Annotated in this window: 16 protein-coding genes; 6 read left to right on the top strand and 10 right to left on the bottom strand. The window is 49.2% G+C overall.

What is annotated here, in order from left to right:
* Window positions 1–11: 11 nt before the first annotated feature.
* The 3 genes from BZG77_RS07800 to rppH are packed head-to-tail and all read right to left on the bottom strand — an operon-like array spanning window position 12 to window position 3601.
* Entirely contained in the window at window positions 12–818 is an 807-nt protein-coding gene (locus tag BZG77_RS07800; protein ID WP_108743964.1) for a sulfite exporter TauE/SafE family protein, read from the bottom strand.
* On the bottom strand, window positions 818–3076 hold the full coding sequence (ptsP, locus tag BZG77_RS07795; protein WP_077646819.1) for a phosphoenolpyruvate--protein phosphotransferase: 2259 nt from the start codon (window positions 3074–3076) through the stop codon (window positions 818–820). Before ptsP ends, BZG77_RS07800 begins: the two co-directional genes overlap by 1 nt.
* Before the next feature lie 12 nt (window positions 3077–3088).
* Window positions 3089–3601 (bottom strand): RNA pyrophosphohydrolase, encoded by a 513-nt coding sequence (gene rppH / locus BZG77_RS07790; protein ID WP_021023314.1) that lies wholly within the window; start codon window positions 3599–3601, stop codon window positions 3089–3091.
* Between the two features lie 581 nt (window positions 3602–4182).
* Here rppH and mutH point away from each other — a divergent pair.
* The gene (gene mutH, locus BZG77_RS07785) at window positions 4183–4896 is read left to right on the top strand and encodes a DNA mismatch repair endonuclease MutH (protein WP_198532401.1); all 714 of its coding nucleotides are present in this window, start codon (window positions 4183–4185) and stop codon (window positions 4894–4896) included.
* A gap of 7 nt (window positions 4897–4903) precedes the next feature.
* Here mutH and BZG77_RS07780 read toward each other — a convergent pair whose 3' ends face one another.
* Window positions 4904–5206 (bottom strand): hypothetical protein, encoded by a 303-nt coding sequence (locus tag BZG77_RS07780; RefSeq protein WP_077646818.1) that lies wholly within the window; start codon window positions 5204–5206, stop codon window positions 4904–4906.
* 208 nt (window positions 5207–5414) lie between these two features.
* Between BZG77_RS07780 and BZG77_RS07775 the strand changes: the two genes are divergently transcribed.
* Both BZG77_RS07775 and BZG77_RS07770 read left to right on the top strand, forming a co-directional pair.
* On the top strand, window positions 5415–6449 hold the full coding sequence (locus BZG77_RS07775) for an NADP(H)-dependent aldo-keto reductase (RefSeq protein ID WP_077646817.1): 1035 nt from the start codon (window positions 5415–5417) through the stop codon (window positions 6447–6449).
* Window positions 6450–6528: 79 nt separating this feature from the next.
* On the top strand, window positions 6529–6960 hold the full coding sequence (locus tag BZG77_RS07770) for a PACE efflux transporter (protein WP_077646816.1): 432 nt from the start codon (window positions 6529–6531) through the stop codon (window positions 6958–6960).
* Between the two features lie 34 nt (window positions 6961–6994).
* On the opposite strand, the gene BZG77_RS07765 is transcribed toward BZG77_RS07770, so the two are convergent.
* The 5 genes from BZG77_RS07765 to xerD all read right to left on the bottom strand — a co-directional run bounded on the left by BZG77_RS07765 (window position 6995) and on the right by xerD (window position 13937).
* Window positions 6995–8332, bottom strand: a complete 1338-nt coding sequence (locus BZG77_RS07765) for a sigma-54-dependent transcriptional regulator (RefSeq protein ID WP_077646815.1) — start codon at window positions 8330–8332, stop codon at window positions 6995–6997.
* 233 nt (window positions 8333–8565) lie between these two features.
* Window positions 8566–10074, bottom strand: coding sequence for a lysine--tRNA ligase (lysS, locus tag BZG77_RS07760; RefSeq protein WP_077646814.1), 1509 nt, complete (start codon window positions 10072–10074; stop codon window positions 8566–8568).
* 26 nt (window positions 10075–10100) lie between these two features.
* Window positions 10101–11199, bottom strand: a protein-coding gene (gene prfB, locus BZG77_RS07755; protein ID WP_108742909.1) for a peptide chain release factor 2 whose coding sequence is annotated in 2 segments (ribosomal slippage) — window positions 10101–11123 and window positions 11125–11199 — 1098 coding nt in all. Because the reading frame shifts where the segments join, the coding sequence is not laid out codon by codon here.
* A 94-nt stretch (window positions 11200–11293) separates the two neighbouring features.
* The gene (gene recJ / locus BZG77_RS07750) at window positions 11294–13024 is read right to left on the bottom strand and encodes a single-stranded-DNA-specific exonuclease RecJ (RefSeq protein WP_077646813.1); all 1731 of its coding nucleotides are present in this window, start codon (window positions 13022–13024) and stop codon (window positions 11294–11296) included.
* Window positions 13025–13046: 22 nt separating this feature from the next.
* On the bottom strand, window positions 13047–13937 hold the full coding sequence (xerD, locus tag BZG77_RS07745) for a site-specific tyrosine recombinase XerD (RefSeq protein ID WP_077646812.1): 891 nt from the start codon (window positions 13935–13937) through the stop codon (window positions 13047–13049).
* Window positions 13938–14084: 147 nt separating this feature from the next.
* Between xerD and fldB the strand changes: the two genes are divergently transcribed.
* The gene (gene fldB / locus BZG77_RS07740) at window positions 14085–14603 is read left to right on the top strand and encodes a flavodoxin FldB (protein ID WP_077646811.1); all 519 of its coding nucleotides are present in this window, start codon (window positions 14085–14087) and stop codon (window positions 14601–14603) included.
* A gap of 140 nt (window positions 14604–14743) precedes the next feature.
* Here the strand turns inward: fldB and brnQ are convergent, their stop codons facing one another.
* Window positions 14744–16048 (bottom strand): branched-chain amino acid transport system II carrier protein, encoded by a 1305-nt coding sequence (gene brnQ, locus BZG77_RS07735; protein WP_077646810.1) that lies wholly within the window; start codon window positions 16046–16048, stop codon window positions 14744–14746.
* Window positions 16049–16358: 310 nt separating this feature from the next.
* Here brnQ and BZG77_RS07730 point away from each other — a divergent pair, with 310 nt between their 5' ends.
* Both BZG77_RS07730 and srmB read left to right on the top strand, forming a co-directional pair.
* Window positions 16359–17063 carry a tRNA1(Val) (adenine(37)-N6)-methyltransferase gene (locus BZG77_RS07730; RefSeq protein ID WP_241844126.1) on the top strand — a complete coding sequence of 235 codons (705 nt, stop codon included), beginning with the start codon at window positions 16359–16361 and terminating at the stop codon, window positions 17061–17063.
* Window positions 17064–17169: 106 nt separating this feature from the next.
* The gene (gene srmB, locus BZG77_RS07725; RefSeq protein WP_077646809.1) at window positions 17170–18393 is read left to right on the top strand and encodes an ATP-dependent RNA helicase SrmB; all 1224 of its coding nucleotides are present in this window, start codon (window positions 17170–17172) and stop codon (window positions 18391–18393) included.
* Window positions 18394–18583 lie beyond the last annotated feature (190 nt).

Raw genomic sequence — 18583 nt, 5'->3', positions numbered from 1 at the left:
AATTTGATCCTTTATTTCAATAACATGCTAGCGCCGACAATAACAAGAAAGACGGCAAAAATACGTTTTATTTGCTCAGTAGGTAACTTCACCGCAAGCTGCGCGCCTACCCGTGTCATCCACACAGACGTGGAAACCACCCCGAGCAACGCGGGTAAATACAAGTATCCGACACTGAGTGGCGGTAAGGGTTCCGTCTGTCGCCAGCCCAACCACACAAAGCTAATCATGCCACCGAACGCTAATACCGCTCCCCCCGCTGAGGCACTACCTATTGCTTGATGCATGCTGACCCCACGCCAGTGTAAATATGGAACAGTAAAGGATCCGCCACCAATGCCTGCCAAGCTAGAAAGCGTCCCAATCAAGGTTCCAGTCGCAGAAAGCCGCCACCAATGCGGCAATGGGCGCGCTTGATAGACGCGGCGATTAAGTAACATTTGCAGTGCCATCGCAAGCACAATCACACCAAATAAACGGGGTAGCCAATCAGGAGGCAGCAAGTCAGCAAATCCGGCCCCAAGACTACCGCCTAACAGCATGCCAGGAACAAGCGCTTTGACCGCCTCGACATGCACATTACCTAAGCGAAAATGCCGCCATGCCGACGCACTTGAGGTCAAAACGATCGTTGCTAACGACGTCGCCAGAGCAATGGGCATCACCACCGTCGGTGAAATGCCAAAAACCGGCAATAGAAACGTTAAAGCGGGTACCACCACCAGTCCACCGCCAATGCCAAGCAGCCCTGATAAGGTACCTACGCACGCACCGACTAGCATGCAGACCACAAACAACAACAGTGTTAGGCCAGTGATCATCGCATTTGTCCGATTTTGACTAGCGCATCAAGCCCATGTTCAGCCAGAAAGGCTTCGGTCGATGCCCGAATCGCATCAGGGTCGTCTAATGTCAGCATAGTATTCGCCTGCACCACTAGCGCCTCATGCGGTAATCGACTTAACAGATATTTGATTTTGGCGACATTCCGAGTGTTCATACTCAGTTGCTGGTAACCCAATCCCACTAATAATGCTGCACCCACAGGATCGCCGGCCAACTCACCGCAGACACTTACCGGTAATTGATGGCGCGCACCCATGGTTGCAATGGATGATAAGGCATGGAGTACTGAAGGATGCAGGGCATCAAAAATATCCGCGACCCGCGCATTATTACGATCAACGGCGAGTAAATATTGGGTCAAGTCATTGGTCCCTACCGATAAAAAATCGATATCACGCGCGATATTATCCAACTGATACAAAATAGAGGGGACTTCGACCATGATCCCGAGCATAGGGAGATTAACGCTCTCACCCGTGCTCTCGGCCTCTTGGCTGACCTCTTGATACGCGCGGCTGACCAAGGTTTTCGCTTCCAATAACTCATTGCGGCCAGAGATCATTGGCAGTAGTAACTTAAGGTTATTTAAACCTATGCTCGCGCGTAACATGGCACGGACTTGGATCAAAAAGATATCCGGATGATCCAAGCTGAAGCGAATACCGCGCCACCCCAGAAAAGGATTATCTTCTTCCACACTTAGGTAAGGAAGCGGCTTATCCCCACCGATATCCAACGTACGCATCACCACAGGCTTATCAGGGTAACTGGCAAGAATGGCGCGATACTGTTTCACTTGTTCGTCTTCAGAGGGGAACCGGCGTAACATTAAAAAAGGGACTTCAGTGCGAAAAAGTCCTACACCATCCACCCCTTGATTAATCGCAATTTGACTATCGGCACTAAGACCGGCATTTAAATGGACCTCAACCCGGGTGCCGTCTTGGGTTTGTCCCGGGCTGGCCAGTGCTGTCTCAAAGGTCGATTGTAAGCTGGCTTCTTCTTGCACTAATTGCAGGTATTCGTTGATCAAGGCCTCGGCAGGCTCGATCATTAATACCCCTTTGTGTCCATCGAGGATAACGGTTTTGTGGTGCAAGCGTGAGGGAGAAAAGCTGACCCCCATGATCGCAGGGATCCCCAATGCCCGCGCGAGAATGGCAGCATGAGAATTAGCCGCTCCCTGTTCGGCGACAACGCCTGCCAGTAAGGTACGAGGAATCGAAGCCAGCATACCGGCTGTCAGCTCGTGAGCCAGTAACACAACCGGTGATGAAATTGCTGGAGCACTGCCAGCCGGGGCCATCAAAAAATAGAGTAATCGCTGACCCAGTTCTTTTATATCGTCTGCGCGCGCTTTGAGATAAGGATCGTCCATCAGGGAAAAGCGCGTGGAAAAGGCCTCCACAGTTTGTCGCACGGCCCACGTCGCTTCATCACCTTGCTGGATCCTGACCGTTATGTCTTCTCGCAACATGGGATCATTGAGCAGATGTACAAACAGATCAAAAATCGCTAATGCGTCTTTTTGTAGCTCCTTATCAAAGCGCTTACGCAAACGCCGGAACTCGGTACTGGCCTCATCAATCGCGGTGTCTAAGCGGTCGAGCTCTCGCGACACATCGAGACTGCTTGCCGGAGCAACGTCTTCTAGCCTTGGTTGCGACTCGTCGCACCAAGCTTGAGCAATACCGATCCCCGGTGACGCCGGCATCCCTTCAAGTAAAATAGGCGATCGGGTACCTTGCCACCCCCCTTGCGCATCCGCATGGGCAAATACCACCGCCAACTGCGCGGCTAAGGTGACAAGAAACGACTCTTCACTTTGATCAAATTGACGCGGTTGGTGTTGCTGAACGACTAATACGCCCAGCACCTTTTTGCGATAAATAATGGGCGTACCCAAAAAAGATTGAAACGCGTCTTCTCCTGTCGCTGGAAAAGGTCTAAAAGCAGGATGTCGTCGTGCATAAGCGAGGTTTAAAGGCTCAGCCCGTTGACCGACCACGCCAACCAACCCGTCACCAAACGACATCGACACTTGCGCCGACGGATCGAGCCCCTGCGTTGCCATCAGATCAAAGCTTTGTTGCTCAAAGTTGGCGAGATAGACAGAGCAGCACTCGGTACGCATTGCCAAGCAGGTTTGTTGCACCAACGTATGCAGCGCCTGATCGAGATCGGCTGACATTGCAACGCTTTGCACAATATTCCTTAACTGCGTGAGCACCGAGTTTCTCCTTTACCCTCGCTTATTTTTACGTCGAGGTTTGCGTTCTTTAAAAGGCATCGCAAGCGGCGCAAACTCTTTCATTGCACGCCGATAGACTTCACGCTTAAATGCCACGACTTGACGCACAGGGTACCAATAACTGACCCAACGCCAGCCATCAAATTCAGGTGTCCCGCCACGCAAAACGTTCACGTGTGACTCATCACACTCAAGCTTAAGCAAAAACCATTTTTGCTTTTGCCCAATACATACGGGTTTAGAATCCCACCGCACCAAGCGTTTCGGTAATTTATAACGTAACCAATGTCGACTAGTCCCCAAGATGCGCACATCTTTTTTGGTCAGTCCAACTTCTTCATACAATTCACGATACATGGCTTGCTCAGGACTTTCTCCTTCATCAATACCACCTTGTGGAAACTGCCATGAATGCTGACCATATCGACGAGCCCAGAGTACTTGACCGTGGCCGTTACAAATTACTATCCCCACATTGGGACGATAGCCATCGCCATCAATCACTGGACAACCTCAATGATAAATCTCTACTGAACCTGATTTTTTCACAAAAAGCGGCTGAGGGTAAACAAACATTGTGGATTGACCTTCTTTTTTGCGCTCTCGTCGCCATCTGAGGATAACTCACCCTCTAACAGGAAGTTATAAACATAGCAATGAGAGTTTGCGCACATTTATTCACGCTTTCTGTGGATAGATTTGTGAAGAAGCCTAGAAAAAGTGCATTAAAGCATCAGGCATCGATCATCTAACGGAAATAAATATTGTCATAAAAATAAAATAAATCATTAAATTCAAAAATTTAAACGTAAACTGCTAAGATGGGATCCTTGGCAAGATCTGACGATCATTAAATACGCACAGATCGCTCAAAGATCCACCAGCTAGTGCATTATCCACATCAACAGCTCAAAAAATCGACAGTTCAGCTCTTTTGTCCATTTTAATCTGATTTTTATTACTGTATATATGATCATGCGCCTCATTTTACGCGCATAAAATGATGGCCATGTGGATAACTAAAGGACAGTCATGACATTCTCTCCCCAAGGATCCAGTTGCAGCACTGATGACAGTCCTCGATAATGTACGACCGTTATGCCCATAAACAGGATCGAGCCACTGTGATACATCCTCCTGAGTCTGAACAGATACTGATGGACCGAGCACTAGAGCTTGCAGGTCTGACGCTGGGTGAAGTGAGCCAGTCACTAAGGATAAGCTGTCCGGAAACACTCTCTCGGGAAAAAGGCTGGATCGGTATGTTACTCGAGACCTGTTTAGGTGCCAATGCGGGGAGTAAGCCTGAACAAGACTTCGCGCATTTAGGGATTGAGCTAAAAACCATTCCCGTCAACCAAAACGGTAAGCCTCTAGAAACAACCTTTGTCTGTGTCGCGCCACTCACTGGGATTGCGGGGGTACGTTGGGAAACCAGCCATGTAAGACAAAAACTATCACGCGTGTTATGGGTCCCCGTGGAAGGCGAGCGTGATATTCCCGTGGCGAAGCGACGGATAGGGACCCCCCTGCTGTGGTCTCCTAGCTCAGAAGAAGACGCATGCTTACGCGCCGACTGGGAAGAATTAATGGATTGGGTGGCATTGGGACGCGTGACTGAAATCACGGCACGTCAAGGCCAATACCTACAATTGCGGCCCAAGGCTGCTAATGGCAGCGTACTCACCGACGCCTTTGGATCTCATGGCGAGCCAATCCGAACGCTACCACGTGGGTTTTATTTACGGACACAATTTACCCACCAGATCCTGAGCCGTTACTTCCTCGATCCGCAATAATAGCGCCTTAAAATCGAATCGGCATGTCTTCGCGACACCCAGGCTCCCCACCGGTCGCGAACTCATCATAGGGATCCATTAAGCGTAACACGCCCTGTTCAATGCCAAGCGCCTTGAGCTTATCCCCCACTTGTCCCACATGATCAAACTGCATCACTTCGCCGGTTTGAGCGGAACGTAACGGCTCGAGCTGCTTCTTGATTTCGACTTCTACCGAATACTTGGCGCCTCCCGCATGAGCCATGATGTAGCATTGCGGACATGACTGGGGATCCGCGCGCATCCACGCCTTGAGTTGTGCATAGTTCATTTGACTTTCCTCTTGTCGCTTTCTTTGGCGCCTGTTGCTACCTGACCCAATACACCCCATCGCCCGGCAATTCATGGCGTCACCCATACAAGTAATGGTTAAAGTTTGCACACCTGTCAAGCCGAGCGGTGCGGTTAAATCGCTTTCGATTAAAGGCAAAATTCTCTACTATGGACTGCCATAGGTCGATTGCAGACAAGGAGACAGGATGCAATACCACCGTTTGCCCCATTCCTCGCTAGACGTGAGTAAAGTGTGTCTTGGCACAATGACATTTGGTGAGCAAAATAGTGAAGCCGACGCGCATGCTCAGCTCGATCTTGCTTTTGAGCGCGGTGTTAATTTTATCGACACCGCAGAGATGTACCCCGTCCCCCCAAGCCAACCTACACAAGGTTTAACCGAGCAATATATCGGTAACTGGCTGGAAAAGTCGGGAAAGCGCGATCGTGTGATCCTCGCCACTAAAGTGGCTGGGCCGCGCAATGTTCCTTACATCCGTGACAACATGTCGCTCAACCGACGTCATGTGCATCAAGCCGTTGAAGATAGTCTGACGCGACTGAAAACCGACTATATCGATTTGTATCAAGTCCATTGGCCGCAACGGCATAATAACTGTTTTGGTAAGCTCAATTATCCTTATCAAGACGAGCATTCTGGGGTGACGATTTTGGATACCTTGGATGCACTGAACGAGCTAGTACAAGCGGGAAAAATCCGTTATATCGGCGTTTCTAATGAAACCCCTTGGGGCGTGATGCGCTATTTGCATCTGGCAGAGAAGCACAGCCTCACACGTATTGTCTCTATTCAGAATCCGTATAACCTGCTTAACCGGACGTTTGAGGTGGGGCTCTCTGAGATCAGCCACCAAGAAGGGGTGGAGTTATTGGCTTACTCACCGCTTGCCTTTGGCGCACTGAGCGGTAAATATTTGCAAGGTGCACGTCCAAAAGGCGCACGCTGTACACTGCATCAACGCTTCGCCCGTTATTTTACTGAATCAGGGCAAAAGGCCACACAAGAATACGTCGATCTGGCTCAGCGTCATGGTCTTGATCCGGCGCAAATGGCGCTGGCGTTTGTGAATACGCGTCCCTTTGTCGCCTCTAACATTATTGGCGCCACCACACTCAAACAGCTAGAGAGCAATCTCGACAGCTTGGATCTGACACTGAGTGATGATGTGCTTGCCGGTATTGATGAGATCGCTAACCGCTACCCTAACCCCTGCCCTTAGATCGCAAACGGCAACCCCTTGGGGTTGCCGTCCATTCCATGTAATCTGGCCGTATTATCCAACCGCAACCGGAAATCTGATGCGAACAAAAGCAGATAGATGGCGCCATGCTATCGGTTTTGAACTAACGGGCTTGATCTTGGTGGTCTTGGGGCTCAATTGGATACTTGGGGCTGGGATCGGTCACCTTGGCGTGATGGGGGCGATTTTTTCAGTTCTCGCCACCTTCTGGAATTATGTCTACAACATTGGCTTTGATAAAGCGATGTTAGCGCGGCGGGGCTCGGTGATCAAAACCCTCCCCTTGCGTCTGTTGCATGCTGTGCTTTTTGAGGCTGGGCTTCTGGTCGCCACTATCCCCTTTATCATGTGGTGGCTGTCGATGAGCTTTTGGCAAGCTCTGAGCATGGATATTGGGCTCGTCATTTTTTATCTGATTTATGCGTTTGTTTATAACTGGCTGTATGACTATTTGTATCCGATCCCAGCTCCCCACTCAAAACAAGGCTGAGTACATCAACCTTCATAGAAATACGTCAAAAGGTTTATTGACGAAACGTGCGTGGCGCGGGGATCAAATTGTGTTTATTTAAAAGCCGATACATGGTCGCACGTGAAACACCGAGCTCTTTAGCCGCGGCCGATACTTGTCCCTTATTTTCCTCTAGCACAGCAATTAACGCATCGCGTTCCGACTCTTCACGGATTTTACGTAAGCTTTGTTTATAATCTCCCTGATGAGGCAAATCTAAGTGCTCCGCATCAATCACCAGATGATCGGCCAGCAATACCGCACGCTTCACCTGGTTGATAAGCTCGCGCACATTGCCCGGCCACGAGTAACTGCTCAGTATGCGCTTGGCTTCATCAGAAAAGGTTTGTGCTTGCGTATTATATTGGCGTGCAAACTTAAGCAAAAAATACTCTGCTAACTCAGGCACATCGGACTGGCGATCTTTGAGCGCTGGCATATTAATGCGCAGCACATTCAATCGATAATACAAGTCTTCGCGAAATAATCCTTCGGCGACACGCTTTTCTAAATCCATATGGGTGGAGGCAATCACGCGCACATCGAGATCACGATTATATTGGTCATGGGTGATATCCAAGGTGCCTTCTTGCAGCAAATGCAGTAAGTGCCCTTGTAAGTGCAGGGGTAAGTCGCCAATTTCATCAAAAAACAAGGTGCTTTTATGACACTGGCGGATTTTCCCTGGTATCTTTTCATCGCCCAGCAACGCATGCTGCATCGACGCATCGGCTAACGCCGAGCATTTCACCGACTCAAACGGCGCTTTCGCACGAGTAGAGGCATGATGAATCGCTTGTGCCACTAGCTCTTTACCAGTACCGCTCTCGCCGGCGATTAACACAGACACATCAGTTGGCGCGACACGACGTACTTGATCACGCAACTTTTTCATCGCCGGGCTCGTTCCCTCTAGTCCCATATCACTGTGGTCACCGAGTTGTGGCCAGACATGGCGCTCAAGACGCAGCATACCGAGTTGGTGACCAATGGTACTCATCAGTTGCGAATTAGGAACAGGCGAAGTGAAGTAGTCAATACAGAAACTGACAATAAACTGGCAGATCGCTTCATTAGTAAGCTGATTTTCTCTCACCAAGGCTAGCCAACGCACCTGCTTGTTACGGTTAACTAGCGAAGCGACACCATTGAGGCTAAAATCGTTACGGCTGAGATCGACAATACCAATACAAGGGCCGATATCTTGTAACAATGACTGCGCAGCACGCAAATCATAGCAGCGATGACAATGCCAGCCAGCTTGCTCAAGGGTTGCCAGCCAAGGCTCATAAGCGCCACCGACCACCACGAGTGAGCTTAAGGTTTTGCCACTCCCTGCATCAAATCCCATAACACCTGCCTTACATCCAGTCTGTCATACTACTTGCCAAACAAAGCCTTATTATAAAGATGGTCGATTTTAAATCTGTCTCAATAAAGAGACATCAGCTGAACACCATAAGCATTATTTTAGTCAAATATACGAATAAACCCGATAAAATGTTGAGTTTTTGGCCTAAATATCGGGTATAAGGCACAAAAAAAGCGGCTCTATGAGCCGCTTCCATGGTGGTCTTTCCAGTTTTAGCTACCTTGTTGAGGGCGCATCGCTGGGAACAAAATCACATCGCGAATGGTATGTGTATTGGTAAAGAGCATCACCAGACGATCAATGCCAATCCCCTGCCCTGCCGTTGGCGGCAAGCCATGTTCAAGCGCATTAATGTAATCGGCATCGTAATACATGGCCTCATCATCACCTGCATCTTTGGCATCAACTTGGGCTTTGAAGCGCGCATCTTGATCTTCGGCATCATTCAACTCCGAGAAGCCATTGGCCACTTCACGCCCACCCACGAAGAATTCAAAACGGTCAGTCACGAATGGGTTGTCATCATTGCGACGAGCCAATGGTGAGATATCCGCTGGGTATTCGGTAATGAAGGTCGGCTGAATTAATTGTGGCTCCGCCGTTTCACCGAAGATTTCTTCAAGTAACTGGCCAGCCGTCCAAAACGATTCGACACTGATATTCAGTGATTTGGCAATGGCGGCTAGATGATCTCGCTCTTGCACATTCTCATCGTTCAGCGCTTGAATCTCAGCATGATCAGGGTTGTACTGCTTAATGGCATCAAGCATGGTAATGCGTGGGTAAGGCCCAGCAAAATTAATCTCATGTTCGCCATAAGGCATTACAGATTGCCCCATCACTTCCAGCGCCACACGCGATAACATATCTTCGGTGAGATCCATCAGATCGTTATAGTCCGCGTACGCCATATAGAATTCCATCATGGTGAATTCTGGGTTATGGCGTGGCGATAAACCTTCGTTACGGAAATTCCGGTTCACTTCAAACACACGCTCGAAACCACCGACAACGAGACGCTTGAGGTATAGCTCAGGCGCGACACGTAGATACATGTCGATATCTAACGCATTATGATGAGTGGTAAATGGACGTGCTGTTGCCCCACCTGGGATAACGTGCATCATCGGTGTTTCCACTTCCATAAAGTGTTTTTCTACCATGTAGTTACGAATGGCAGTCACCACACTTGAACGCACTTGGAATGCGTGACGTGACTCTTCGTTGACAATCAAGTCGACATAACGTTGACGATAACGCAGCTCTTGATCAGCCAAGCCATGGAATTTTTCTGGCAACGGACGCAATGCTTTGGTCAGTAGCTGGTAACGCTCCATGTTGACATACAGATCGCCTTTGCCCGACTTATGCAACGCACCATGCACGCCAATAATGTCACCAATATCTAAGCCTTGATACTCGGCTTTCAGCGCTTTTTGTACGTCTTTCGAGGCATAGGCTTGCACACGGCCCGAGACATCTTGTACCACCATAAATGGCCCGCGCTTGGCCATAATACGGCCTGCGATCGTAACTTTGTGATCAAGTGTTTCAAGCTCGGCTTTGTCTTTATCGCCAAATTCAGCCTGCAGGTCGGCGGCAAGATGCTCACGACGAAAGTCGTTAGGATGGCCGTTTGCCTTACAGTTTTCACGAATGTGATTCAGTTTGGCGCGACGCTCGGCAATCAGCTTATTTTCGTCTGGTAACTGGTCAGTCATAAAAAACCCTTTACATTAAATCGTGATTACAGGCCAGATTTGAGGCTGGCTTCAATAAATTTATCTAAATCGCCATCAAGAACGGCCTGGGTATTACGGTTTTCAACACCGGTACGCAAGTCTTTGATGCGCGAATCATCCAAGACATAGGAGCGAATTTGACTGCCCCAACCAATATCCGACTTTGCATCTTCGTTGGCTTGTTTTTCCGCATTTTGCTTTTGTAGCTCAAGTTCAAACAGCTTGGCTCTTAGCTGTTTCATCGCTTGATCTTTGTTTTTGTGTTGCGAGCGATCGTTCTGACACTGCACCACGGTATTGGTCGGCACATGGGTAATACGGACCGCTGATTCTGTGGTGTTAACGTGCTGACCACCGGCCCCCGATGCGCGGTAAACATCAATGCGTAAATCAGAAGGATTGATCTCGATATCAATGTCGTCATCAATTTCAGGGTACACAAACGCAGACGCAAATGAGGTATGACGGCGCCCGCCAGAATCAAACGGCGACTTACGCACTAAGCGATGTACGCCTGTCTCCGTACGTAACCATCCGTAGGCGTATTCGCCCGATATACGCACAGTCGCCGATTTAAGCCCAGCGACATCGCCTTCAGATACTTCGATAACTTCGGTTTTAAAGCCTTTCGCATCCGCCCAACGGAGGTACATGCGGAGCATCATGTTGGTCCAATCTTGCGCTTCTGTGCCGCCAGACCCTGCTTGCAAGTCAATATAGCTATCGGATGCATCATGCTCGCCAGAGAACATACGACGGAATTCAAGCTTAGTGAGCTTTGCTTCAAGGTCAGCCAACTCAGGCTCAACTTCATCAAAGGTTTCTTGATCGTCTTCTTCGACCGCCAGCATCAACAGCTCGTTGACCTCTTCGCCCCCTTGGGTCAAGTGATCGATGGTTTCAACCACTGCCTCCAGTGAAGCACGCTCTTTACCCAGCGCTTGGGCACGTTGTGGTTCATTCCATACGTCGGGTTGTTCTAATTCGGCATTAACTTCTTCTAGACGCTCTTTTTTAGCATCGTAGTCAAAGATACCCCCGAAGGACATCGGTGCGTTCAGCGATATCCGCGAGGCGATTTTTGATTGGATTAATCTCAAACATGGTCAAGCATCTTCATTATTTGCGGAAATTTAACCGCCGAATTTTAGCGAATTGTCGCGCTAATAAACAGGGCGTGATGGAAAAAGCCGCACAATTAAGCCGGTTCAAGGTAAGAAACAATCAGCTGAGCACTGCGATTACCACGAAACTCATTGATATCCAGTCGATAAACGAGGTGAAGCGTTTTAACACTGGGATCCGGCCAGCGACGCACATCCACGTTAAATGCGATCGCATCTATCATGGTGCCACCACCTTCAGGCTCAACCATCAATTTTAAGTGTTTTCCTCCCACCAGCTTTTGCTGTAATACATGAAAGTTGCCATCGAACTGCGGCTCTGGAAACCCTTGTCCCCAAGGTCCGCCAGATTGAATGATCTCGGCAGTCTCTATCCCCAGCTCATGGCTTTGCAGCGCACCGTCGCTAAATAGTACCCCTTTTAGATCATCCTCACTGACCTGCTCGCGCACCTGCGCATCAAACTGCTTGGCGAACGTATCAAACTGTGCTTCGTCGATAGTCAGTCCCGCGGCCATCGCATGGCCGCCAAACTTTTTAATTAACCCGGGATTGAGCGTATCTATCCTATCTAGCGTATCACGCATGTGTAAGCCGGGAATCGAGCGTGCCGATCCTTTGATCAGCCCCTCGCCACCGTCGGCAAAGGCGATCACCGGACGATGAAATTGATCTTTTAAGCGCGACGCGAGAATGCCAATGACACCCTGGTGCCAATCGCGCTGAAATAAGGCCAGTCCCACCGGTAAATCTTGCTCAGAGTGTTCGGCAATCAAGCGCTCGCACCAAGCCACGGCTTCTTGCTTCATACCTTGTTCGATATCTTTACGCGTTTGATTTAACGCATCCAGCTCGGACGCCATCCGTCTGGCCGCATGGATGTTGTCGCACAGTAATAGCTCTACCCCGAAGGCCATGTCATCTAACCGYCCTGCCGCATTGATTCTGGGCCCTAGCGCAAAACCAAAATCACTGGCGACCAGTGTTGCCATATTGCGATTGGCGACCTCGATCAAGGCTTGAATCCCTGGCCGACAACGACCTGCTCGGATCCGCTGTAACCCTTGATGAACAAGAATGCGGTTGTTGCTATCAAGCGCCACCACATCCGCCACCGTGCCGAGTGCGACTAAATCGAGTAGCTCAGCCAGATTAGGGATAGCCAAACCTTGTTGCGTAAACCAACCTTGGTCACGCAAGTGCGCACGTAAGGCAAGCATTAAATAAAACGCGACCCCGACCCCTGCTAACGCTTTAGAGGGAAAGTGGCAGTCATCTAAATTCGGGTTAACCATCGCATCCGCATTCGGCAGTTGCTCGCCGGGCAAATGATGATCGGTTACCAATACGTGCATACCGAGGGCTTTGGCATGGGCAACACCTGCTAATGAAGATACGCCGTTATCGACGGTCATAATCAGCTCTGCGCCTCGCTCAGCGGCTTGATCAACCACCTCTGGGCTCAAGCCATAACCATCATCAAAGCGATTGGGCACCAAATAATCTACGCGTGTCGCGCCCATCATACGCAGTGCTTTCACTGATAGCGCCGATGAAGTCGCGCCATCAGCATCAAAATCTCCAACGATTAAAATAGACCGATGTGCCGCCAAAGCCTCGGCAAGCAAGTGTACGGCGGCATCGATCCCTTTGAGCGCTTGATATTGATAGAGCCCCGCTGCGCTGCGATTTAGCTCGCTATCTGTTTGTAGCCCACGGTGCGCATATAAACGCTGTAAGAGCGGAGGAATGGCATCGCTGAATGCTGGCGTGACTGACGGCGTCCGTCTTTTTATTTCTATCATGAAGTGATTACCAATTTGCGGATTAACCTCGAGGATGATGCGCTTGATGAAGCTGTTTCAAACGCTCCGTCGCCACATGGGTATAAATTTGCGTCGTTGAAAGATCACTGTGCCCCAACAACATCTGTACCACCCGCAAATCCGCACCATGATTAAGCAGGTGGGTCGCGAAAGCATGTCGAAGGACGTGTGGAGATAAATCATCGGTCTCAATACCGGCCAGTTGAGCATAATATTTAATTCGATGCCAAAAAGTTTGTCGTGTCATTTGCCGCGCGCGTTTGCTCGGAAAAAACACATCGGTGCTGGTTTGGCCCAATAAGACGGGACGACTGTAAGCTAAATACTGTTCGAGCCAATCCACCGCCGATTCACCCATCGGTACTAACCGCTCTTTATCGCCTTTCCCTGAGACACGCACGACACCTTGGCGGAGGCTCACGGTTTCAGTGGTGAGTTCAATTAATTCGGTTACACGTAGCCCGGTGGCATAGAGTAGCTCTAGCATCGCTTTATCTCGCAACTCTAACGGATCGCGCGTGTTCGGTGCCTCTAATAAATCGTCGATCTGCGCTTCAGTTAGATCTTTTGGCAATCGTTTAGGTTGTTTGGGACTTATCAGCGTCGCACTCGGATCGTCGGGACGCAACTTCTGACGGTATACATATTGAAAAAGCCGACGTAATGCCGAAACCATTCGGCTGCGAGAGCTGGACTGGTAGCCTTGTTCGTGTAACCAATACTGATAATCTTGTAAATCTTGCTTACTCACTGCCACCAATGCACGACGGTCGAGCCAGTGACAAAGCTTGAGTAAGTCGGCACGATAGGAATTTAAGGTATTCTCGGATAACCCGCGTTCCATCCACATGGCGTCCAGGAACTGTTCGATTAATTCAATGTTTTTATTCACGTTCAGCCTGCTTGGTTATAAATCGGAAAATACGTGGTTTGCCGGGGTAGGGACGACCAACATTATACAAAATGTCGCTAGCCCTTGCTGGATCAAATTGCCGTTCAACAGGTAAACTGCCCGCATGATAAACAACAGAGTCGCGCTATGAAAATCGGTCTTTTTTATGGCTCTACCACCTGCTACACCGAAATGGCCGCGGAAAAAATCCGTGATTTTATCGGTGACGATCTGGTCGAGCTCCACAATGTAAAAGAAACGCCGCTCGCCAAGATGGCAGACTATGACTTACTACTGCTAGGTATTTCCACCTGGGATTTCGGTGAGCTCCAAGAAGACTGGGAAGCCGTTTGGCAAGATATAGATAGCTTGCAGCTAAACGATAAAGTCATCGCCCTGTTCGGTTTAGGGGATCAGGAAGGCTACGCGGAATGGTATCTCGATGCCATGGGCATGCTTCATCAGCAGTTACAAGGTTGTGGCGCGCAGTTTATTGGCTACTGGCCAACCGCAGGCTACCGCTTTGATGCATCCAAGGCGGTGACGGAGGATGGCAAACAGTTTGTCGGCTTAGCCCTCGATGAAGACAGCGAATACGATCTCAGTGATGCGCGCATTCAAACCTGGTGCGAGCAAGTGCTGGTAGAATATCAGGCAATGCTGTAGCGCGCACTGCGCGCAATCAATCCTACGCTGAACACTTGCTAAGCGTGAGCGCTTGAATCGCCTAGGCGGTGATAGAGTTACCACTACCATAATAAAAAAACCGCGCTACTTGGCGCGGTTTTTATCTTAATGCAAGGCGATTACGCTTCGGCTAAGGCCGAGTCTCGGGCGCCAACAAACTTGGCCACCACCATGGCGACTAGCGTCGGCAGTAACCACGCCATACCGACATCAAACAATGGCAAGAAGTTGAAGGTGCTCATATCGACTCCCATTACTTTTACCGCATCGAGTAAGCTAAATACCAAGGCAACGCCCATCACTAAACGATAACCCAGTGCTGGATTCGGCAACCAGCGACGAATAAAGGTCAAGCCAATCAGGGCAATCGCGACGGGGTATAAAGCGAACAACACCGGAACGGAAATGGCGATTAACTGCTTTAGGCCAACATTGGCAACCACGGCACAGACGGTTGCTATCACTACCACCCAGCGGCGGTATGTCCATGAAGTCAGTGAGCTAAAATAGTCTGCACATGCGCTGACCAAGCCAATTACCGTGGTCAAACACGCCAAACCGATGATGGCGGCAAGGATCATTTGTCCAACCGGACCAAACAGCGCATCCACATAGGCGGCCATGATTTCGCCACCGTTTTGTGTCCCCTGTGCCACCACACTCGCGGTTGAACCTAAATAAAACAAGGAAACATAGACAAACGCTAAGCCTGCGGCAGCAATAATGCCGGCGTAAATCAGATACATGCAGGTCGCTTTGTTGTCTTCAATACCTTTTTTGCGGATAACATCGACAATCAACATACCAAACATCAAGGCGGCGAAGGTATCCATGGTGTTATACCCTTCAAGAAAACCGGTCGTCAGCGCATTCTCAACGTAACTTCCTTGCGCGGCGGCCACCTCACCTTGTGGATTAACAATCACCGCGATCGCCAAGATCGCTAATGCCGCAAATAATAAAGGCGTCAAGAATTTACCGATCGTGTCGATCAGTTTTCCTTGCGAAAGAGAGAAAAACATCGCGGTGGCGAAAAAGACAACAGAAAACGCACCCAGCTCAAGCTGTCCAGGCGATGACAAAAAAGGCTTAAAACCAATCTCGTAAGCGACCAATCCGGCACGAGGAGCCGCAAAAGCCGGGCCAATGATTATAAAAATCAACACGGCCATCAGGGTCGCGACACCGGTTGGCAAATCACGAGTGAGCCCTTTCCAGCCCCCTCCTGCGATGGCAACGGCGATAATACCAATCAGCGGAAGACCGACGGCAGTGATCAAAAATCCGATCATGGCGGCGATGTAATGGTCGCCAGCTAACATGCCAGCTTGTGGTGGAAAGATTATATTTCCCGCGCCTAAGAAAAAGGCAAAGGTCATAAAACCTAACGCTAAAATATCTACTAATTTTAAACGTTTAGTCACGATGAATACCTACAGCTTTAGAGGGTGTTTGCAAATGAATAATCTTTCGCCCATCTGAAACGCTGATTTATAATATTTTGTTTCAGACGATAGGCGGAATGCAGAATAATGAACAAGTTCCCTGTCACAGTAAAGGCATTGGCAAAAAACCTTGTGATCTTCTGCTTTAGCAATAACAATCAGCTCAATAAACTGGCTAAATAATTATCTCTGGCATTTTTCAATAACGATATCTTGCAACATTCTGATCACATTAGAGCAAAAAATGCTATCGGCTTGCTGACCAAACTAGAGAGACACTGAGCATCTTGTGAGTCAATTTCGATTTAAACAGTTCACGATTGAACACAGTAACTGTGGCATGAAAGTCAGTACCGACGGGGTGCTGTTAGGGGCGTGGGCCGAACCGAATCAGGCACAACACAGTTTAGATATAGGGACTGGCACCGGATTATTAGCCCTTATGTTGGCACAACGTTTTCCTAACCTGGCAATGACAGCCGTCGACTATGACGTGTCAGCGTTTCACTGTGCATACGACAATGTGGCAAGGTCACGGTTTGTGGATCAAATTCAGGTACAACAGACCGATATCAACACCTATCGCAGCCCGCATCTATGGCCTCACATTGTGTGTAATCCGCCGTATTTTACCAGTGGTATTTCATCAAAAAACAAGCAACGTGCGATCGCCAGACACACGCAAACGCTTAGCCATGAAGATTTAGTTCACTGCTTGGCTCGTCTTTTAACGCCAACAGGATGTGCTGATCTGATTTTACCCCTCAAAGAAGCCGAGGCGTTGATCGAACAGGCCGCTGAATGTGGTCTCTACTTACGCCGCTATGTCCGCGTGAAGCCAAGCTCGAATAAACCGCCATCACGATTATTGTTCACTTTAAGTCCCACGACGGGAACGCTAAGATCTGATACGATCACCGTGCGTGATCAACATGGCAACTACACCCAAACGTTTGCCGCCTTGACGCGCGCGTTTTATCTCAAATTGCCGTAAGCAAAACATCGCAGTGTAGGACAACCCGTATTGGTGATGACGCGCTGCCTATTTACACCATTTGCGTCTATAATGCCGCGCTTAACTATCCTTGGAGAATTACCCTGTGCGAAGCTTTGCCGAACTAGAGCTGGATCCTGAACTGCTCAGTGCACTCGACGATATGGGCTATCAGCGCCCAACGCTTATCCAATCGGAGGTCATCCCCCATGGTATGGATGGGCGCGACATCCTCGCGTCGGCACCAACCGGAACGGGAAAAACCACGGCTTTTTTGCTGCCAATGCTGCAGCACTTGTTAGATTTCCCACGGCAAAAGCCAGGACCAGGCCGCGTGCTTATTCTGACCCCCACGCGTGAACTGGCAATACAAGTCGCTGATGAAGCGCGTGCATTAGCCAAAAACACAAGTCTAAAGGTGTTCACCATTACGGGCGGGATTTCGTATCAAGAGCACGCCGAGCAATTGGGAAAAACCCAGGATATTGTCGTCGCGACCCCAGGTCGCTTAATGGAGTACATCGAGGCAGAGCGTTTCGATTGTCGCGCCGTTGAGTGCCTTATTCTCGATGAAGCAGATCGCATGTTGGATATGGGCTTTGCCAATACGGTCAATCGCCTATCTGATGAGTGCCAACGTCGTCGTCAGACCATGCTATTTTCAGCAACGCTTGAAGGTCGCGGCGTTAGCGGATTCACTGACGGTCTTTTGGACGAGCCAGAGCTAATTGATGTCACCCCTCCTCGCCGTGAACGCAAAAAAATCACCCAGTGGTATTACCGTTGTGACGACCTCAATCATAAACGCGCGCTACTCAAAGCCATTGTGAACGATCAAGCGGCGCGCGCGATTGTCTTCATAAAAACACGTGAACGCTTGGCGGAACTTCGCGAGTATATGCAGTCACAACAACTCGAATGCGCCTGGATTCAAGGTGAAATGCAACAAGCCAAACGCAATAATGCCATCAGCCGTTTTAGTGAGGGAAAAGTGCGTATTCTCCTCGCGACCGATGTGGCCGCTCGCGGCATTGATGTGCCTGATATCACCCACGTGATTAACTACGATCTTCCGCGGACTGCCGATGTGTATTTACACCGTATTGGTCGCACAGCACGCGCGGGTAAGAAAGGATCTGCTATTTCGCTGGTTGAGGCCCACGATCAGCCCATGATGGATCGGATCACCCGTTATATGGATGAAGATATCAAAGAGCGAACCATTGATGGTTTGAAGCCAAAACATAAAAAAGCAGAGCACAAAAAGAAAAAAAAGAAGCAAAGCGATAAAAAAACAACCACAGCTAAAAAGCCCAAAAAACGCAAATAGATTTAGACATCCATCCGTCACACTGACTGGCTGAAATATAAGGATTTACTCAAGGAGGCCCTACTCGGTCTCCTTTTTTTCGCCTGTCACGTCCATTTCACTGCACACTAAACGATCAATTTCACACATCACAAAACACAATGATACAAAATTTTAACAATTGAGTTGCAAATCAGTTTAAGATGCTAGC

The sequence above is a fragment of the Salinivibrio sp. IB643 genome, assembly GCF_001996105.1.
In the GTDB taxonomy this organism is placed as follows: domain Bacteria; phylum Pseudomonadota; class Gammaproteobacteria; order Enterobacterales; family Vibrionaceae; genus Salinivibrio; species Salinivibrio costicola.
This window is presented reverse-complemented; position numbering and strand designations above follow the sequence as displayed.